Below are 18,398 nucleotides of genomic sequence, written 5' to 3'. Positions count from 1 at the left end.
GAAGTTTGATGTAGATGTTTTTAATAACCTAAGGAGAAACTGTTATGCAATTAACAGAATCGCATAAACAATATTGGTCAAAGAACCTACGTATATCAGCTCTGCTGTTGGCGATTTGGTTTATTGTGACCTTTGTTGTTGGCTATAACGCGCGGGACTTAAATTTCAATTTCTTTGGTTGGCCCTTTAGTTTTTGGGTTGGAGCCCAAGGAGCATTGGTAATTTATGTGCTGATCATTGCTTACTACGCACACTACATGAATAATCTTGATAAAGAATATGACTGTGCTGAAGTGGAGGAAGATTAATCATGGCTGGAATGACACCTGGTGATGGTAGTGTTTTTGGCGGCGGCGGCAGTAATGCCGACTTTAAAAAGAAGCTAAACAAAGTCTATGGTTTTTATACCCTCGGCTTCCTTGCATTTGTAGTTATTCTTGGAATTGCTGAAGCAATGGGAATGGCTCGCGCCACCATTGGTTACGTTTTCCTTGGCGCAACCGTGTTGCTTTATGCCGGTATCGGCGTAATGAGTCGAACAAATGATGCTGCAGAATACTATGTAGCTGGTCGACGAGTGCCCGCGGTTTACAACGGTATGGCAACAGGCTCGGACTGGATGTCGGCAGCGTCGTTTATCGGTATGGCAGGTACTTTGTACCTCACTGGTTACGGTGGCTTAGCCTTCATTATGGGTTGGACTGGTGGCTACTGCTTAGTGGCATTGTTCTTGGCACCATACCTGCGTAAGTTCGGTCAATTTACGATCCCTGACTTTTTGGGCGCTCGTTATGACGGTAACTTACCTCGCTTCATTGGTATTTTGGCAGCGATTCTGGTCTCGTTCGTATACGTGGTTGCGCAGATTTACGGTGTTGGTTTGATTACCACCCGTTTGGCTGGCGTACCATTTGAGATTGGTATTTTCTTAGGCTTGGCTGGTATTTTGGTTTGCTCGTTCTTGGGTGGTATGCGTGCCGTGACCTGGACACAGGTTGCACAGTACATCATCTTGATCATTGCTTACATGATTCCAGTGGTCTGGTTATCCATGAAGCAAACTAGCTTCCCAATTCCACAACTGATCTATGGTCAGCAATTGGAAAAAGTGACTGCTAGAGAAGCTGAGCTCATCAAGGATCCCAAAGAGCTGGAAGTCCGTGCGATTTTCAAAGCACGTGCTGACGCACTTGCTGAGAAATTAAAGGATGTGCCTGCTGCCTTAGCTGCTGACAAGGCTGCTGCGGAGAAGAAAGTGGCTGATCTGAAAGCAGCGAATGCGCCTGCCGAAGAAATTGCTGCTGCTGAAAAAGCGTTAGCTGCCGTTCCAAAAGATGCGGAAGCTGCTAAGAAAGCGTGGACAGCACAACGCACTAGCGCCAATAATCGTTCGAACCCATTAGCGAACATGCCACGGCATGCACAGCAGTTTGCTGGTGATCCGAATGGTGATGAGAAGGCTCGTACTGCATTTGATACATCGCGTCGTAATTTCTTAGCGTTGATCTTCTGCTTGATGTTAGGTACTGCGGCATTGCCACACATCCTGATGCGCTTTTACACCACACCATCGGTGAAAGCTGCGCGTGAGTCTGTGACCTGGTCGCTGTTCTTCATTTTCTTGCTCTACTTCACTGCACCTGCCTTGGCAGTCTTGGTGAAATACGAGGTCTTCACGGTCTTGGTGGGAACGCCGTTTGATAAGCTACCAGCCTGGATTGCAGCGTGGTCGAAAGTTGACCCATCCTTGCTCTCCGTTGCTGATATCAATAAGGACGGTATCTTCCAATTGGCTGAGATGACCATTGGTGGTGACATCATCGTGTTGGCGACCCCAGAAATTGCGGGCTTACCATACGTGATTTCCGGAATGGTGGCAGCGGGTGGTTTAGCTGCTGCGCTCTCAACTGCTGACGGCTTGCTGTTGACCATTGCAAACGCTTTGTCCCATGATTTGTACTACAAGATGATCGATCCAAACGCACCTGCTTCACGGCGCGTAGCGATTTCGAAAGCCTTGTTGTTGGTCGTGGCCTTAGCGGCTGCCTATGTGGCTGCCCAAAAACCAGCAGACATTCTGTTCTTAGTAGGTGCGGCGTTCTCCTTTGCTGCAGCCTCATTCTTCCCAGCACTTACCTTGGGTATTTTCTGGAAGCGTGCAACTAAAGCAGGTGCTTGTATTGGTATGGTGGCTGGTCTTGCAATTACCTTCTACTACATGGCAACCACACAACCATGGATGCGCGGAATTTTTGGCGTTACTTCCCCAATTGAACTCTGGTGGGGTATTCAGCCAATCTCTGCCGGCCTCTTTGGTGTACCGGTTGGCTTTGCAGTGATTATCTTGGTGAGCTTGGTAACCCCAGCTCCACGCAAAGATATTCAGGAGTTAGTCGATCACGTGCGTTACCCAACGCTGCGTGGCGATACGTTAAATACACAAGCTAACTAATCAAGTTTGATGTAGTCTGAAACCCGCTCTTTGGAGCGGGTTTTTTTATTCCTCCTTGTGAAAAATGGGGTTTGTGCAAGGGTCATAAAACTCCTCTATGCTTGGTGGCATGAAATGGTCTCTTTATCCAACCCTTTGTCTTGCGCTCACCCTTTTAGGGCCAAGCTGGGTATTTGCGAGTGCGTCCAGTACCAAATCCCCGGTTTATCGCTACATTGAGAGCGCTAGCCTCCAGGGTCAGGGCCGACTCACATTTTGGGGTTTTGACGTCTACGACGCCCGCTACTATGTGGCTGATCCCAAAGGCCAAAATGGCTTTGCCTTGGAAATTCATTACATTCGATCCTTTAAAGGTGCTGATTTAGCCAAGCGCACGATCGATGAAATGACCCGCTTAGGTGTTTCTGAAAAGCAGCGCACGATTTGGTTGCAAAGCCTCGAGAAACTCTTTCCAGATATTGCCTCGGGTGACACCTTAGTTGGCATTCATCTTCCCGATCGTGGTACTTTATTCCTGCACAATGGCAAACCAATTGGTGATATTGCTGGCGATGCATTTGCCAAAGCCTTTTTTGGAATCTGGCTTGATGAGCGCACCAGTGTACCGAAGTTACGCTCCGCATTGATCGCGACTCGCTGCCCGCCCGCTTTAATTGCTGCAAACTGCCCTAACCCTTAATTCTTCACTTGGTGCTCATTATGTTCACTGGACTCAAGCGTCTACTAACCATTTCTTTGATTTCTGTTCTAACTCTTGGTTTGGTTTCTTGTTCAAGCCCAAGTGTGCAGATGTATAGCAAAGAGGTCCCCAAGTTGGATTTGGCAAGCTACTTTGATGGCGAGATTGATGCCTACGGAATCTTTACCAATCGCAGTGGCGAGGTTGTTAAACGCTTTAAAGTCCTCATTAAAGCCAAATGGGAAGTCAAGGATGGCAAAAAGGTTGGTGTTTTGGATGAAGATTTTGTTTACTCCGATGGTACTAGGCAAAAGCGTATTTGGACGCTTACTGAGGTGGCCCCTGGCCGTTACAGTGGAACAGCTAGTGATGTGATTGGCGAAGCGGTAGGCGAGTTAGCGGGCAATGCGCTCAATTGGCGCTATACCTTGGCCCTGCCAGTGGACGGTAAAACCTATCACGTGCAATTTAATGATTGGATGTATTTGATGGACGATAAGGTGATGCTCAATAAAGCTGAAATGAGTAAGTTCGGGATTTATTTGGGTGAGGTCACCTTAGCTTTCTATAAGCGCTAGATTGAATATTGTGAATCTAGCAATTACTCGGGGTACTTGGCGCAAGATCTGGAACTTTGTTTTGTTCCAGCTTGGTTGGTTTGCTTGCATCTTGGGTGCTGCTCACCATCAATTGGGTTTAGCACTCGCGATCGCACTCCTTTGTATCGGGGTTTATCTGTGGTTACATCGAAATGCCCGGAGTGAACACGAGCTACTGCTCAAAGTATTCATTTATGGCCTAATTGCTGACACGATTTTGGTTCAACTGGGCTGGATTCAGTTCGAATCCGATTTTCCATTTGCGGCAATTTCACCGGTTTGGATGTGGGCGCTATGGCTGGTCTTTGCCACCACCCTAAAAGAGTCGATGTCTTGGCTACAGGGAAAAAATAGCTTAGCCGCTGTATTGGGCGCAATTGCTGGGCCTCTATGCTATGAGGCGGGGGTACGCCTTGGGGCAGCAACTTGGCCAAACTCGGAGACACAGGTTTTTGCTCTGGTCTACTTGGCCGTTGTTTGGGCGATTGCGATGCCGGTATTTCTATACTTCGCTAAAGAAAAGTAATATTTATATATAAATCAAATACTTATAAGTAAATAAGTACTTACTTAACTGAATATAAAGCCAATCGTACCAATAAATCAGAAATGCCTACTTGCAAACAATACTGTTTTTATATACAGTAAGCGTACAGTATGAATTTCAGGAATTAAGCAAGCAAAACCGAACCGATATCTAGAAAAGGATGGCCATGGACGACAAGAAAAAATCAGCCTCATCAGAGTTTGCAGGGATGAGTGGCGAGAAGCAAAAAGCACTGACGGCTGCCTTGGCCCAAATTGAAAAGCAGTTTGGTAAAGGCTCGATCATGCGTCTTGGCGACGCAGAAATTAATCAGGATATTCAGGTGGTATCGAGTGGCTCCTTGGGGCTTGATATTGCTCTGGGCGTCGGCGGCTTGGCACGTGGGCGTGTGATTGAAATCTACGGCCCAGAGTCCTCTGGCAAAACTACATTAACACTGCATGCCGTAGCTGAAATGCAAAAGCTCGGCGGCACCTGCGCATTTATTGATGCCGAGCATGCATTAGATGTGCAATATGCCGCTAAGCTGGGCGTGGATGTCAACAATCTATTAATCTCTCAACCCGATACCGGTGAGCAGGCATTGGAAATTGCCGATGCGCTAGTACGCTCAGGTTCAATTGATTTAATCGTGATCGACTCGGTCGCAGCCTTAGTTCCAAAGGCTGAGATTGAAGGCGATATGGGAGATTCATTGCCAGGCCTGCAGGCACGACTGATGAGCCAAGCCTTGCGTAAGTTAACGGGCACGATCAAGCGCACCAATTCCATGGTGATATTCATTAACCAAATTCGGATGAAGATTGGTGTGATGTTCGGCTCCCCCGAAACCACGACTGGCGGTAATGCCCTTAAGTTCTATGCTTCGATGCGCCTTGATATTCGTAGAATCGGTAGCATTAAAAAGGGTGATGATGTGATCGGTAACGAGACCCGTGTGAAGGTTGTGAAGAACAAAGTATCCCCACCATTCCGCGAAGCGATCTTTGACATCATGTATGGCTCGGGCATTTCTCGTGAAGGTGAAATCATCGATATGGGCGTTGAGGCTGAGATCGTTGAAAAATCCGGTGCCTGGTATAGCTATAACGGCGATCGTATCGGTCAGGGTAAAGATAATGTGCGCGAGTTCTTAAAAGAGAATCCTGAGATTGCGAAGGAGATCGAAGCGAAAATTCGGCAAAAGCTCGGTGTTAAGAGTGGGGGCACTCTCATTAGTGAGACCCTAGACGATGAGGAGATCGAATCCGCGAGCGCTTAATGCCAGGATCAGATCACGCTTCTAAACAAAGCCCGAGTCTCAAAGCTCGGGCTTTGCGCCTTTTATCGCGACGCGAATATAGCCGTCATGAGTTGGCGCAAAAGTTAGCGCGTTTATCCAGTCAGGCAGATGACAGTCCACCGGCTGACCTTGAAGAGCAAATTACCCAGGTCTTGAATGACTTTGAGGCCCGGGGCTGGCTATCCGATGAACGGTATGCTCAGGCCCTCGTGCGACGGCGCAGTCAGCGCTACGGTTTGCGCCGTGTGGCTGATGAGTTGCAGCGGGCCGGCATAGAGCCCGGCATGATTGCAGAGCTAAGTCATGAGCTAAGCACCTCGGAATTTGAGCGTGCCCAGGCCTTGTGGGCTCGTAAGTTTGGTGAGATTTCCTCAGACCCAAAGGAGCGTGCCAAGCAGTATCGCTTCTTGGTTTCAAAAGGCTTTAATCCAGAGCTTGTCAGCCGATTGATCAGCGGTCGCACCCCCTCCAAATAGCCAATTTGGTGCAGTGAAAATGTTAGACTTATGGGTCTTTTGAGGGCGTATTAAGCCTTTTTTGCCTTGATTTGGGTCAATGACCCAAGGGCCCCATCAAGGAAAATAGCTTTTCACGCTGGCGTTGAAATTTAATCATTCCAGGAGCTGTTATGAAAATTCATGAGTACCAAGGCAAAGAGATTCTGCGCCAATTTAATGTACCGGTACCCAATGGTATTCCAGCGTTTAGCGTTGATGAGGCAATCGAAGCCGCGAAGAAGTTAGGTGGTCCAGTTTGGGTTGTGAAAGCACAAATTCATGCAGGTGGCCGTGGCAAAGGCGGTGGCGTGAAAGTCGCCAAGAGCATGGATGAAGTCAAGCAATACGCCAGCGCAATTTTGGGCATGCAATTAAAAACCCATCAGACTGGCCCCGAAGGACAAAAAGTACGTCGTTTATTGGTTGAAGACGGCGCTGATATTAAGAAAGAGTACTACCTCGGAATTTTGACCGACCGTGCTACGCAAAAAGTAGTCGTAATGGCCTCAAGCGAGGGCGGTATGGATATCGAAGAAGTTGCTGAAAAGACTCCTGAGAAAATTATTAAAGTATTTGTTGATCCATTAGTTGGTTTAACCGATGCGCAGTGCGATCAACTCAGTAAAGGCATTGGCGTTCCTGAGGGCTCACAAGCCCAAGCTCGTGAGGTATTTAAGAATCTTTATAAAACCTATTGGGATACCGACGCATCTTTGGTGGAAATTAATCCACTCATTCTGGAGGGCAATGGAAATATCAAGGCTCTTGATGCGAAATTTAACTTTGATTCAAATGCGCTCTATCGCCATCCTGAAATCGTGGCCTATCGTGATGTGGATGAAGAGGATCCTGCTGAAATCGAAGCATCTAAATTTGATCTTGCCTATATTTCCCTTGATGGCAATATTGGTTGTTTGGTCAACGGCGCAGGCTTGGCGATGGCGACGATGGACACCATCAAATTATTTGGTGGTCAGCCAGCGAACTTTTTAGATGTAGGCGGTGGCGCAACAGCAGAGAAAGTGACTGAAGCGTTCAAGATCATGCTCAAAAACAAGAGCGTGAAAGCCATTTTGGTTAATATTTTTGGCGGCATCATGCGTTGCGATGTGATTGCCGATGGCGTAGTGACTGCGTGTAAAGCAGTCAATTTATCTGTTCCTTTGGTGGTTCGGATGAAGGGTACCAACGAAGAGTTAGGCAAAAAGATTTTGGCTGACTCGGGATTACCCATCATCAGTGCTGATTCCATGGCTGAGGCGGCAACGAAAGTTGTTGCAGCTGTGCAAGGTAAGTAAGCGACCATCTAATTTGAGGAAATCACTATGTCAATCTTGATAAATAAAAACACACGCGTTATTACCCAAGGGATTACCGGCAAGACCGGACAGTTTCATACGGAGAAGTGCCAAGAATACGCGAACGGTAAGAACTGCTTTGTGGCTGGCGTCAATCCTAAAAAAGCTGGCGAATCGATTTTTGGGATTCCGATTTTTGGAACCGTGAAAGATGCAGCCAAAGAAACCGGTGCTACGGTTTCGGTGATCTATGTTCCACCTCCAGGCGCTGCTGCAGCGATTTGGGAAGCGGTTGAGGCCGATCTCGATTTGGTTATTTGCATCACTGAAGGAATTCCGGTGCGCGACATGCTTGAAGTTCGCAACAAGATGCTACAAAAAGAAGCCAAGGGCGGTAAGAAAACTTTGTTATTAGGCCCGAATTGCCCTGGTTTGATTACTCCTGAGGAAATCAAGATCGGCATCATGCCTGGTCACATTCACCGCAAAGGTCGCATTGGGGTTGTGAGTCGCTCTGGCACCCTAACGTATGAAGCCGTGGGGCAGTTATCTGCGATTGGGCTTGGCCAGTCAACCGCGGTTGGCATTGGCGGAGATCCCATCAATGGTTTGAAGCACATCGATGTGATGAAAATGTTTAATGAAGACCCTGAGACAGATGCGGTCATTATGATCGGCGAAATTGGCGGTCCAGACGAGGTTGAGGCGGCGCGTTGGTGCAAGACCAATATGAAAAAACCCGTTGTGGGATTCATTGCAGGCGTGACAGCGCCTCCAGGCAAGCGTATGGGTCATGCGGGCGCGTTGATTTCCGGTGGTGCTGATACCGCGGATGCCAAATTAGCAGTGATGGAAGAGTGTGGCTTTAAGGTCACCAAAAACCCTTCTGAGATGGCGACTTTACTGAAAGCAATGATTTAGTTTGTGAATTCAGTTGTAATGGCAGGCGATGTTGAAATGAAATGTTTGGGTAAGTAGTTATAACAATTAGAGGAAGACATGGAACTTTTAGCAATGATTGACTGGTCGGTCGTGATTCAAATCATCATCATCGACCTTTTATTAGGTGGTGATAATGCGGTCGTGATTGCATTGGCTTGCCGTAATTTGCATCCAAATCAACGTAAGAAGGGCATCATTTACGGTACCGCTGGCGCGATTATTTTGCGCGTCATCTTAGTCGCGTTTGCAGTGACCTTGCTGCAAATCCCGTTCTTAAAACTCGTTGGCGGCGCATTACTCTTGTGGATCGGTTACAAGTTGATGGTTCAGCACGATGAGGAAGAGCACAATTTAGATGCCCCAGACAAACTGTTTGCTGCAATTAAGACCATCATCGTTGCTGATATCGTGATGAGCTTGGATAACGTATTGGCGATTGCTGGCGCCGCAGGACAAGTTGATGACTCAGCTCATCAAATTGGTTATGTGGTATTCGGATTGATCGTATCGGTACCGATCATTATTGCCGGAAGTAAGGTGGTTCTGTTCTTGATTGATCGCTTCCCATTGATTGTGACAGCGGGTGCCGGCCTCTTGGGCTGGATTGCTGGCGGCATGATGGTGACCGATCCTGCCATTGTCAAGCAGTTTGGCGAGGGCATGGCCGGATACTCCACCATTGCTGGTATCACAGGTGCAGTTGCTGTGATGGCTTTTGGTGAGTTGATGAAGCGTCGTGCTAAAAGTAAATCCAAAGCTGCGTAAGCACTGATATTAAAATCAAGGATTACTGACAACCAATAAACCCCTCTGCGATGGATTTCTGTCCGAAGATAGAGGTCCATCAAGGAGGGGATTTTTTATGTATACACATCAAGAAGTAAAAGACGATCAACGGGGATTCACATTAATTGAAGTCATGGTCGTTGTGGCCATTATTGGCATCTTAGTTGCCGTTGCGGTGCCACAGTATCAGGATTACATAGCTCGTGGGCGAGTTGTCGAAGGATTAAATCTGGCATCTAGCGCCAAATTGGCAGTAACCGAGGCATACGCTAGCAAAGGACCAAGCCCAATGGATCGAGTGACCCAAGAGTCTTTTTCATTTACCCCAACGCGCAGCGTGAAAGAAATTGAGATTTTGCCAAGCGGGGCGATTGCCATTGATTACCAAACATCGGTAGCGCCTGATGGTAAAAACAGTTTGATTTTGATTCCGACCAATGAGCCGGATGTCGCTGCGCCCCGAGCAATCGATCTCTCACAAAGTAATTTAGTGACTTGGTCGGGTGGCTGGTCGTGCCGTTCGGAGCAAACCAATCTACCCGCTAAGCTCTTACCGGCAGAGTGCCGGGTGGGTAAGTAATCGTTTCGTTGGGGCGGGCGCTTAGCTCGCCTTCCAATTCCCCGATTTGCCGCCGCTCTTTTCAAGCAACTTAATATCGCTCATCACCATACCTCGGTCCACGGCTTTACACATGTCATAGATTGTGAGTAGGGCGATTTGGGTGGCGGTGAGTGCTTCCATTTCAACACCAGTAGGCCCCGTAGTCTCGGCTCTGGCTTGACAATAAATTGTGTGGCTGGATTGATCGGATCGGAACTCAATGCTCACATGGGTGAGTGCAATTGGATGGCAGAGAGGAATGAGATCCGCTGTTTTCTTAGCCGCCTGTATTCCGGCGATTCGGGCAATCCCAAGTACATCCCCCTTTTTATGACCACCCGACTTAATCAGTTCATAGGTGTTAGGATTCATTTGAATGCAGCCAGTCGCAATGGCTACCCGGTGGGTAGACGCTTTATCGCCAACGTCGACCATATGGGCTTGGCCACTGGAATCAAAATGCGTTAGTTTGTTCATACAAGAGGTTTTACCATATAGGCATGGGGAAGCAAGTAAAACGAATCGTTGCTTTGTACTTGAGCGGGGTCTTAAGTGTCTCCTCCTTCGCCCAGCAGCCAGGGGTGTCAGTTACCCAAGACAACGCAGCCAAGGAGAACCTTGGGCGGGTGATTCAGTCACCGGAAGCGCGCTCAGCCAATTTACCCTCCCGAAATACTTTGCAATCGCAACCCGTCTTGGTGTTGCCCGATATGGGTGATCCTGGTGGGGATGCTCTAAGCCCCTTAGATGAACGCAAGATTGGTGAGCAGATCATGCGTGAGATTCGTAGGGATCGGGATTTTTCCAATGATTGGCCCATCTACGATTACCTCAACTCGATGGAGCGACGCCTCATGCAAGCTGCGCGACGCTTGCAACTGGGTGGAGCAAATGCCCAAGGCAGTGCCGCATACGACTATGAGGTATTTGCGGTAAAGGACCCATCGATTAATGCGTTTGCATTGCCCGGTGGATTTATCGGTTTTCATACGGGGCTCTTAATTACTGCGGAGACCGATTCAGAGGTTGCTTCGGTAATGGGTCACGAGATTGGCCATGTATTGCAACGTCACTTGGCGCGCTCTTTAGAGCGTCAAGGTACTAATTCCATCATCGCCTTGGCCGGCATTGTGCTGGGTGCGTTGGCAGCCGCTAGTAATCCTGGCGCTGCTGCCGGCCTAATCACGGGTGGCCAAGCACTTGCGATTCAAAATCAACTCTCGTATTCACGGGATGCAGAGCGCGAGGCCGATCGAATTGGTTTTCAGATCTTGCAAGCGAGTGGTTACGATGTGAATGGGGCACCCGCATTCTTTCAACGATTGCAAAAGGCTTATGGAATCATGGATAGTGGTGTACCTGGGTATTTACGTACCCATCCCTTAACCACCGATCGAATTGCCGATATGCAAGACCGGGCAAGGACGGTTGCACAAAATCGGGTACCCAGTGCGCTCGAGTTCTATCTCATTAAAGCCCGCGCTCGCATCGAGCAGAGTGGGAGTACCAGTGGCTTATTTGATCTGCGTAATTTATTTGAGAGTTTGAGTAAGCAGACTGCGCCAGAAAAGCAAATGGAAGGTTTCTATGGTTTAGCTTTGGTTGCCCAGCGTCAGGGACGCTTTGATCAAGCTGAAGGTTTTTTACAAAAAGCTCGCGCCGTGGCACAAAATGTCCTGGCACCAGGTTCGCCTGTGCAGCGTCAGAGTTTATCCTTTGATTACACGGCATCTGAGTTAGCGCTTGCGCGAGGTAGGCCCGAGGAGGCCTTGCAGTATGCCCAAAATGCGGCCAAGGCAGATCCGTTCTCATTCTCTGCGGCCGTGGCGACGGTCAATGCAGAACTGCGTTTGGGTCGAGCTAATGAGGCTATTGCTCTATTGCGAGCGAAGACTAAAGCACAGCCGAATGAGACCATCTGGTGGGATTTATTGGCGCGTGCGTATGACCAAGATAAAAAGATTGGTTTACGGCATTACGCACTTGCTGAGAAGTTCGCCACCGAAGGAGCTTGGCCATCGGCGATTGAGCAGCTCAAAATTGCACGTTCGGCCGCCGGCAATGATTTTTATCTGGGATCCGTGATTGATGCGCGATTGCGCGTGTTTCAGAATCAATACCGCGAAGAGCAAAGAGAGCAAAAAAAGAGTTAGTGCAGCTCGTGCTGATCGCTTGGAAACTCAAAGTCATCATCGTGAGAACGACTGGCATGTAAATGGGCAATGCGCCAGCCTTTGCCGTCTTGCATGAGGACCAAGGTGATATTGATCATGAAGTCGGCTTCAATTTGGTTATTCTTAAAATAGACCGCCTCGGTTGAATCAAATACTGCAGCGCTCACAGTAATGTGTTCAATGCAAGCGATCGGTTCTAAATAGAGAGGCCTGGCGAGCATGCGCTCCAGCCCCGCACGAATCTCTGCATGACCGCTTAAGCGATTACCTTCTGGTAGCACACAAGTAATTGAGTCGTCATCGAGCCATAAGGCAAGGGCTCCTTCGACGTCCCCTTGGCGCAAGGTCTCGCGCCAGGCGTCAATCACTGCATCGGGATTCTGAAAAAGTCGTGCAAAGCGCGGCATAAGTAATTTATTGAGCCTTTAATGGTGTAAGCATACTGTAGACGCGTTGCGAATCGATCTGATTTAAACAATTGAGATGCCCAAGAGGGCAAGTGCGTTGATAGCAGGGGCTGCAGTCTAATCCGAGCCAGATGACTTGGGCTTTTGGGGATAAGGGTGGCGTGTGCTTGGGATTGCTCGAACCAAAAATAGCAATTTGTGGAATCGAGAGAGCCGCGCCAATATGCATAAGACCCGAGTCGTTACTGATGAGGGATGTGCATTGTGCGATGAGTGCCATCGATTGGTCTAAGCGAATCGCGCCGCACCAATTGTGGATGCGATCAGATCGATTGGCAGCTTGCACAATTTCTTGACCAAGTACATGATCGGCTTGGCTTCCCAAAATAATAATCTTCGCGTCGGGGTCGCCCTCCAAAATCTGGTTTGCCAATTGCGCAAAGTGACTTGTTGGCCAGCGCTTTGCAGAGCCGTATTCGGCGCCAGGAGCAAATACATAAAGAGGTGCGCCGCCGATCTCTTCGATCTTATTCTTTCCCCATTGGGCAAGAGTTGGATCAATACTTAATTTTGGTAATGGCAGATTTTGAAGATTGTTTGTTTGGTCTAGCGCGCCACCTAATAACTTTGCATAGTGCTCCATCATGGGCGTACGCGCTTGGCGCGATGGATTGGGCAATGAAACATTGATCAAGCCAAAGCGAAACTCACCTTGGTAGCCAATCCGTTTTGGGATGCCCGCGAGCCACGGGATCAGTGCTGACTTCATGCTATTTGGTAGCACAAATGCCATCTCATAACCTTGTTTTTTGAGCTCACGCGCGGTTGATTGTCGTAGGCTCCACTGCAGAGCGCCGTGCTGAAAATCACGCTCAACGATTGTTTCAACTGTAGGACAGGCGCGATAGATAGGGCCTACCCATGGAGTGCACAGAATATCAATACTGGAATTAGGAAACTTAGTTTGAATGAGCGTGATGAGCGGCAAGGACATAACCGCATCCCCAATCCAATGTGGGGCGATAACGAGGATGCGTGGCATAGCGAAGCCCCGTTTGGAGCCAATATCAGTGGCCGTGGGGTTCGGTACCGGGAATCAAGTGATATTCAGTGCCGCAATAGGGACATTTCACCTGACCGGTAGCAAGAATATCCAGAAAAACACGTGGGTGATAGTTCCAGGCTGGAGTATCTTTGGTTGGACAATGCAGCGGCAAGTCATTGCCGTGAACCATGACCGCATTCAGTTCGTTTAAATCACTCATAGCAATCTAAATTTAGACAGTGGTTAACCAAGCACGGTAGCGATCATTGCGACCGTATACCGTATCGAAAAAGACATCCTGAATTTGTTTGGTGATCGGACCGCGTTTGCCATCGCCAATGGTTCGGTCATCCAGCTCCCGAATGGGAGTAACTTCAGCGGCGGTGCCGGTAAAGAAGGCTTCATCTGCCGAGTACACCTCATCACGGGTGATGCGCTTTTCTCGAACCTCAAACCCTAAGTCTTTGGCAATACGGATGATCGAGTCTCGGGTAATACCATCAAGGCAGGAGGCAAGATCAGGGGTAAACACAATGCCATTACGAACCATGAACATGTTTTCGCCTGAACCCTCAGAGACGTAGCCTTCGGTATCTAATAGGAGTGCCTCATCGTAGCCATTGGCGGCCACTTCTTGATGCGCCAAGATGGAATTAATGTAGTACCCAGAGGCTTTTGCACGAACTAAGGAGGAGTTTACGAAGTGGCGGGTAAAGGATGAGGTTTTGACCCGAATTCCTTTGTTAATGCCATCTTCGCCAAGGTAAGCGCCCCATTGCCATGCTGCAATTGCCGTATGTACTTTATTGCCGGTTGGCGAAATACCTAATTTTTCTGAGCCAATAAAAATAATGGGGCGGATATAGCACGAGGCCAACTTGTTATCGCGCACCACTTGAAGAATCGCTTGCGCAATTTGCTCTTCGCTGTAATCGATTTTCATCTGGAAAATCTTTAGGCCATTAAAGAGGCGCTTGACATGCTCGGCCAAGCGAAACACTGCCGTGCCATTTTCGGTCTTGTAGGCACGAATACCCTCAAAGATGCCCATGCCGTAGTGAAGGCTATGCGTTAGCACATGAATATTGGCATCCCGCCAGGGGACCATCTTGCCATCGAACCAAATAACTCCATCGCGGTCAGACATCGACATCATTAGCACCTTTATGTTGTGGTGGGCTTGCGGATTATTTATGCAATTTAGCCCTAAAGCCTTATTGTAGAGCAGAGGAATCGCCCGGTCTGACGCCCAATGAGCCAGGCTTTCTATAATCGGTTCATCTATGGATTTCGCACGCCTGACTGCTAAATTGCCTTACTTGGGCTGGAACCAGCAACAGCAATCGGCGTGGCGTGATGGACTGAAAACCATGTCACGCTCGGCTCTTGCCATCTTTAGTTGGGGGGTGGTGACCGGCTTGGCAATGGGTAAATCGGCCCTAAGCACTGAGCAGGCACTGGCAATGACTTTATTCGTCTTTGCGGGCTCCGCTCAGCTTGCCGCCCTTCCGCTGATTGGGGCCGGTTTTTCTGTCTTTACGATTCTGATTACTGCATTTATTGTGAACTTGCGTTTTGTGATTTTTAGCATTGGCGTGCAAGCCCACTTTTCGCATTTACCCGCATGGCGCAGAGCCATCTTGGGGTATTTCACCGCGGATTTTGGATATTTGATGTACACCAGCCGTTTTCCCGAGGTGCAAGCGGTGACCGAGCGTAAAAAAGATTCGCATTACCGCACTCACTTTATGTATGGACTTGCCACCGGCAATTGGGGTATTTGGCAAGCTGGTTCAATTCTTGGCATTTTGGGCGCAAGTCAAATCCCAGATGATTGGGGCATGGAATTTGCTGGGACCTTGGCCTTAATTGCAGTGATTGTCCCAATGCTGGATCATCGAGCAGCCCGCTGGGCGGCGATTGTTGCTGCGATTGTCGCTATCCTGACCTATAGTTTGCCGCTCAAGCTGAATTTGACGGTTGCCATTTTGGCAGCGATCGTAGTTGGCGTCTTGGCCGACCGCTCACCTAAGGCAATGCGATGAGGCCGGATTCCTTAGGTGCTTTGGAGATCGCCTTGGTGATTGGGGGGATGGCCCTCGTGACCCTTCTAACTCGGGCTTTCTTTGTATTCTTGGGCGCGCGCGTTCAAGTGCCCGAGTTGGTTCTGCGAGCGATTCGATATGCACCCTTGGCTGCGATTGTGGGGATTGTTGCGCCTGAGCTGCTTTTACCCCCAGGAGCAGTCGAAATTAGCCAAATGGACTGGAAATCCCCCAATCTTTGGGGTGGATTAGCAGGTTTTGTGGTGTACTTCTGGACTCGACAGATGCTGCCAACCCTTATTTTGGGTATGACTGTGTTTAGTTTGGTGCGTTACTGGCTCTAAAATGGAACTCACACTTCAAATACTCTAATTTCTCCAAAATTAATAGTCTATGTCCACCACCTTGCTTCATGTAAAGCGCCTTAGTGATCTCGCAGCATCTGGTCAGCTCAAAGGTAAGCGGGTATTTATCCGTGCTGATTTGAACGTCCCTCAAGATGAGGCTGGCAACATTACCGAAGATACGCGGATTCGGGCATCGATCCCAGCGATTCAGATGTGCCTGGATGGCGGAGCGGCGGTGATGGTGACCTCTCATTTGGGTCGGCCTAGCGAAGGAGTGTTTAAGGCCGAAGATAGTTTGGCACCAATTGCCCATCGCATTGCGGAGATCCTCAATCGCAAAGTTCCATTAATTAGTAATTGGGTTGATGGTGGTTTTGAACTGAACCCGGGCGATCTGGTTCTTTTGGAGAACTGTCGGGTCAATCTAGGCGAGAAAAAGAATGCCGATGAATTAGCCAAAAAAATGGCTGCCTTATGCGATGTCTACGTCAATGATGCATTTGGCACGGCGCATCGTGCTGAAGCCACGACGCATGGTATTGCCCGGTTTGCCAAGGTTGCGTGTGCCGGCCCCTTGATGGCTGCTGAGCTCGATGCTTTGAGTCGGGCCTTAGCAGAACCAAGAAGGCCACTCGTTGCCATTGTGGCGGGCTCCAAGGTATCAACCAAATTAACCATTCTGAAGTCGCTCGCCGAGAAAGTTGATGAATTAATTGTTGGTGGCGGGATTGCCAACACCTTTTTGTTGGCTAAAGGTATCAATATTGGTAAGTCACTGGCTGAGCCAGATTTAGTGAATGAAGCCAAAGAAATAATTACGCTCATGGAAAAGCGCGGGGCGCGAGTTCCGATTCCTGAGGACGTAGTGGTTGCCAATGAGTTATCGCCATTAGCCAGAGCCAATCGGGTGCCAGTCGACGAAGTGGCGCCAGACGACATGATTTTGGATGTTGGTCCTAAAACAGCTGCACAACTATCGATGATGTTGGCGCATGCCGGCACGATTGTTTGGAATGGCCCCTTAGGCGTTTTTGAAATCGATCAGTTTGGAGGCGGTACCAAAATGATTGCAGCAGCCATTGCTCACTCACCCGCATTCTCGATTGCTGGTGGTGGCGATACCTTAGCCGCCATTGCAAAGTACGGCATCGAGAATCAAGTCGACTACATTTCAACCGGAGGCGGGGCGTTCTTAGAGTTTCTTGAGGGCAAAACCCTACCTGCATTTGCTGTGCTTGCAGAGCGCGCGAAGGAGTAATCATGCAACGAGCTACCAAAATTATTGCCACGCTGGGTCCGGCATCTGAGAAGCCCGAGGTCTTGCGCGACATGATTCGTGCGGGGCTCAATGTGGTTCGCCTTAATTTTTCACACGGAACAGTTGCCGATCATCAGGCACGTTACGACCTGGTGCGTCAGATATCCAAAGAGCTCGATCGTGAAGTGGGCATCATGGCTGATTTGCAGGGCCCGAAGATTCGGGTGGGCAAGTTTGCCAATGGAAAAGTCATTCTTCAAGAGGGCGCCCGCTTCATCCTAGATGTCAACTGCGAGCTTGGCAATGAAGAGCGGGTGGGGTTGGACTATAAAAATTTGCCAAACGATGTTCAAGCGGGTGATCGACTCTTATTAAATGACGGGTTGATTGTCTTAGTAGTCGACCAGGTCAAGGGCGGAGAAATTTACACCCGCGTGGAGAGCGGCGGCCCTTTATCGAACAACAAAGGCATTAATCGTGCCGGCGGCGGCTTAACAGCACCGGCTCTTACCGAGAAAGACATTGCTGATTTAGATGCTGCGATTTCCATGGGAATTGATTTCTTGGCGATTAGTTTTCCCAAGGATGGGGCCGATATGGCATACGCCCGCAAGTTAGCGGACGCAGCAAGTGCTAAGCATGGCAAAGGCAAAGCGCGCTTGATTGCTAAAGTGGAGCGAGCTGAGGCGATTGTTACCGAAGCCCTGCAAAGCATTATTGATGAGAGCGATGGCATCATGGTGGCGCGTGGTGATTTGGCAATTGAGGTTGGGAATCCGGCCGTGCCAGCATTGCAAAAGCGTATGATTCGAATGGCTCTAGACGCTAATAAATTTACGATCACTGCGACCCAAATGATGGAGTCGATGATTAGTGCTCCAGTACCCACTCGCGCTGAGGTGAGCGACGTAGCGAATGCAGTATTAGATGGCACCGATGCGGTGATGCTCTCAGCAGAATCAGCCACCGGTCAGTTTCCGGTGAAAACGATTGAACAGATGGCTGCGATTTGCATTGAAGCAGAGAAGTCGGAAGTGGTCCACTTGGACACGGATTTCTTGGACCAGCGCTTTGAACGAATCGATCAAGCCATTGCCCTTGGCGCACTCTTTACAGCTCACCATCTCAACGCCACGGCAATTGCAGCTTTGACTGACTCCGGCTCAACGCCGATTTGGATGAGTCGACATAATATTCGGGTACCCATATTTGCCCTAACGAGTCGTGTCGAAACCCAGCGTGCCTTAAGTACATATCGAAATGTCAGACCCTTTAGTATCGGCAAGGGAGTCGATCGAGAGGCGGCTTTGCTTCAGGTTGAGGAGCGCTTAAAGAAGTTAGGGGTTGTGAAATCAGGTGACACGATTGTTTTAACGATTGGTGAGCCCATGGATCAGCCAGGCGGAACCAATACTCTGAAAATTATTAAAGTTCGTTAA

At 48.9% G+C, this 18,398-nt stretch carries 21 protein-coding genes; 16 read left to right on the top strand and 5 right to left on the bottom strand.

The window, feature by feature from the left end; genetic code table 11:
• Positions 1 to 44: 44 nt before the first annotated feature.
• From QUE62_RS07805 to QUE62_RS07755, 11 genes are all read left to right on the top strand, one after another.
• Complete coding sequence (locus tag QUE62_RS07805) at positions 45 to 308, top strand: DUF4212 domain-containing protein (RefSeq protein WP_286223498.1); 264 nt, start codon at positions 45 to 47, stop codon at positions 306 to 308.
• A gap of 2 nt (positions 309 to 310) precedes the next feature.
• On the top strand, positions 311 to 2,452 hold the full coding sequence (locus tag QUE62_RS07800; protein ID WP_286261396.1) for a sodium:solute symporter family protein: 2,142 nt from the start codon (positions 311 to 313) through the stop codon (positions 2,450 to 2,452).
• A gap of 109 nt (positions 2,453 to 2,561) precedes the next feature.
• Positions 2,562 to 3,131, top strand: a complete 570-nt coding sequence (locus QUE62_RS07795) for a chalcone isomerase family protein (RefSeq protein WP_286261394.1) — start codon at positions 2,562 to 2,564, stop codon at positions 3,129 to 3,131.
• 20 nt (positions 3,132 to 3,151) lie between these two features.
• Positions 3,152 to 3,709 carry a DUF3833 domain-containing protein gene (locus QUE62_RS07790; protein ID WP_286261391.1) on the top strand — a complete coding sequence of 186 codons (558 nt, stop codon included), beginning with the start codon at positions 3,152 to 3,154 and terminating at the stop codon, positions 3,707 to 3,709.
• Between the two features lie 10 nt (positions 3,710 to 3,719).
• Positions 3,720 to 4,256 carry a DUF2878 domain-containing protein gene (locus QUE62_RS07785; protein WP_286224765.1) on the top strand — a complete coding sequence of 179 codons (537 nt, stop codon included), beginning with the start codon at positions 3,720 to 3,722 and terminating at the stop codon, positions 4,254 to 4,256.
• Positions 4,257 to 4,443: 187 nt separating this feature from the next.
• A complete protein-coding gene (gene recA, locus QUE62_RS07780) occupies positions 4,444 to 5,538 on the top strand; it encodes a recombinase RecA (RefSeq protein WP_234409737.1) in 1,095 nt (364 codons plus the stop codon).
• The gene (gene recX, locus QUE62_RS07775) at positions 5,538 to 6,035 is read left to right on the top strand and encodes a recombination regulator RecX (protein ID WP_286261389.1); all 498 of its coding nucleotides are present in this window, start codon (positions 5,538 to 5,540) and stop codon (positions 6,033 to 6,035) included. Before recA ends, recX begins: the two co-directional genes overlap by 1 nt.
• A gap of 152 nt (positions 6,036 to 6,187) precedes the next feature.
• Positions 6,188 to 7,354, top strand: coding sequence for an ADP-forming succinate--CoA ligase subunit beta (gene sucC, locus QUE62_RS07770; protein WP_286223493.1), 1,167 nt, complete (start codon positions 6,188 to 6,190; stop codon positions 7,352 to 7,354).
• A gap of 27 nt (positions 7,355 to 7,381) precedes the next feature.
• On the top strand, positions 7,382 to 8,275 hold the full coding sequence (gene sucD, locus QUE62_RS07765; protein WP_108509027.1) for a succinate--CoA ligase subunit alpha: 894 nt from the start codon (positions 7,382 to 7,384) through the stop codon (positions 8,273 to 8,275).
• 78 nt (positions 8,276 to 8,353) lie between these two features.
• Positions 8,354 to 9,061, top strand: coding sequence for a TerC family protein (locus QUE62_RS07760; protein ID WP_286261387.1), 708 nt, complete (start codon positions 8,354 to 8,356; stop codon positions 9,059 to 9,061).
• A 97-nt stretch (positions 9,062 to 9,158) separates the two neighbouring features.
• Complete coding sequence (locus QUE62_RS07755; protein ID WP_286225209.1) at positions 9,159 to 9,662, top strand: pilin; 504 nt, start codon at positions 9,159 to 9,161, stop codon at positions 9,660 to 9,662.
• Between the two features lie 21 nt (positions 9,663 to 9,683).
• Here the strand turns inward: QUE62_RS07755 and moaC are convergent, their stop codons facing one another.
• On the bottom strand, positions 9,684 to 10,160 hold the full coding sequence (moaC, locus tag QUE62_RS07750) for a cyclic pyranopterin monophosphate synthase MoaC (RefSeq protein ID WP_286261385.1): 477 nt from the start codon (positions 10,158 to 10,160) through the stop codon (positions 9,684 to 9,686).
• A 23-nt stretch (positions 10,161 to 10,183) separates the two neighbouring features.
• On the opposite strand from moaC, the gene QUE62_RS07745 reads away from it, so the two are divergent.
• Positions 10,184 to 11,836 (top strand): M48 family metalloprotease, encoded by a 1,653-nt coding sequence (locus QUE62_RS07745; protein WP_286223489.1) that lies wholly within the window; start codon positions 10,184 to 10,186, stop codon positions 11,834 to 11,836.
• Here the strand turns inward: QUE62_RS07745 and QUE62_RS07740 are convergent.
• The 4 genes from QUE62_RS07740 to QUE62_RS07725 are packed head-to-tail and all read right to left on the bottom strand — an operon-like array spanning position 11,833 to position 14,462.
• A complete protein-coding gene (locus tag QUE62_RS07740) occupies positions 11,833 to 12,264 on the bottom strand; it encodes a nuclear transport factor 2 family protein (protein WP_286223488.1) in 432 nt (143 codons plus the stop codon). The two genes, QUE62_RS07745 and QUE62_RS07740, sit on opposite strands and share 4 nt — an antisense overlap.
• Positions 12,265 to 12,271: 7 nt before the next feature.
• Entirely contained in the window at positions 12,272 to 13,306 is a 1,035-nt protein-coding gene (gene waaF / locus QUE62_RS07735) for a lipopolysaccharide heptosyltransferase II (RefSeq protein ID WP_286261383.1), read from the bottom strand.
• Positions 13,307 to 13,331: 25 nt separating this feature from the next.
• Positions 13,332 to 13,529: a zinc-finger domain-containing protein gene (locus QUE62_RS07730; protein WP_286223486.1), complete on the bottom strand. Its 198-nt coding sequence runs from the start codon at positions 13,527 to 13,529 to the stop codon at positions 13,332 to 13,334.
• A gap of 12 nt (positions 13,530 to 13,541) precedes the next feature.
• Positions 13,542 to 14,462, bottom strand: coding sequence for a branched-chain amino acid transaminase (locus tag QUE62_RS07725; RefSeq protein WP_286224764.1), 921 nt, complete (start codon positions 14,460 to 14,462; stop codon positions 13,542 to 13,544).
• A 130-nt stretch (positions 14,463 to 14,592) separates the two neighbouring features.
• Between QUE62_RS07725 and QUE62_RS07720 the strand changes: the two genes are divergently transcribed.
• The 4 genes from QUE62_RS07720 (at position 14,593) to pyk (ending at position 18,398) form a co-directional block, all read left to right on the top strand.
• On the top strand, positions 14,593 to 15,354 hold the full coding sequence (locus QUE62_RS07720; RefSeq protein ID WP_286261381.1) for an AzlC family ABC transporter permease: 762 nt from the start codon (positions 14,593 to 14,595) through the stop codon (positions 15,352 to 15,354).
• Complete coding sequence (locus QUE62_RS07715; protein ID WP_286223484.1) at positions 15,351 to 15,698, top strand: AzlD domain-containing protein; 348 nt, start codon at positions 15,351 to 15,353, stop codon at positions 15,696 to 15,698. Before QUE62_RS07720 ends, QUE62_RS07715 begins: the two co-directional genes overlap by 4 nt.
• 61 nt (positions 15,699 to 15,759) lie before the next feature.
• Positions 15,760 to 16,959 (top strand): phosphoglycerate kinase, encoded by a 1,200-nt coding sequence (locus tag QUE62_RS07710; RefSeq protein WP_286224763.1) that lies wholly within the window; start codon positions 15,760 to 15,762, stop codon positions 16,957 to 16,959.
• 2 nt (positions 16,960 to 16,961) lie between these two features.
• Positions 16,962 to 18,398 (top strand): pyruvate kinase, encoded by a 1,437-nt coding sequence (pyk, locus tag QUE62_RS07705; protein WP_286261380.1) that lies wholly within the window; start codon positions 16,962 to 16,964, stop codon positions 18,396 to 18,398.

Origin of the sequence: Polynucleobacter sp. HIN9 (assembly GCF_030297635.1) — a bacterium.
In the GTDB taxonomy this organism is placed as follows: Bacteria; Pseudomonadota; Gammaproteobacteria; order Burkholderiales; family Burkholderiaceae; genus Polynucleobacter.
The sequence above is the reverse complement of the archived record's forward strand: the minus strand, read 5'-3'. Positions and strand labels throughout refer to the sequence as shown.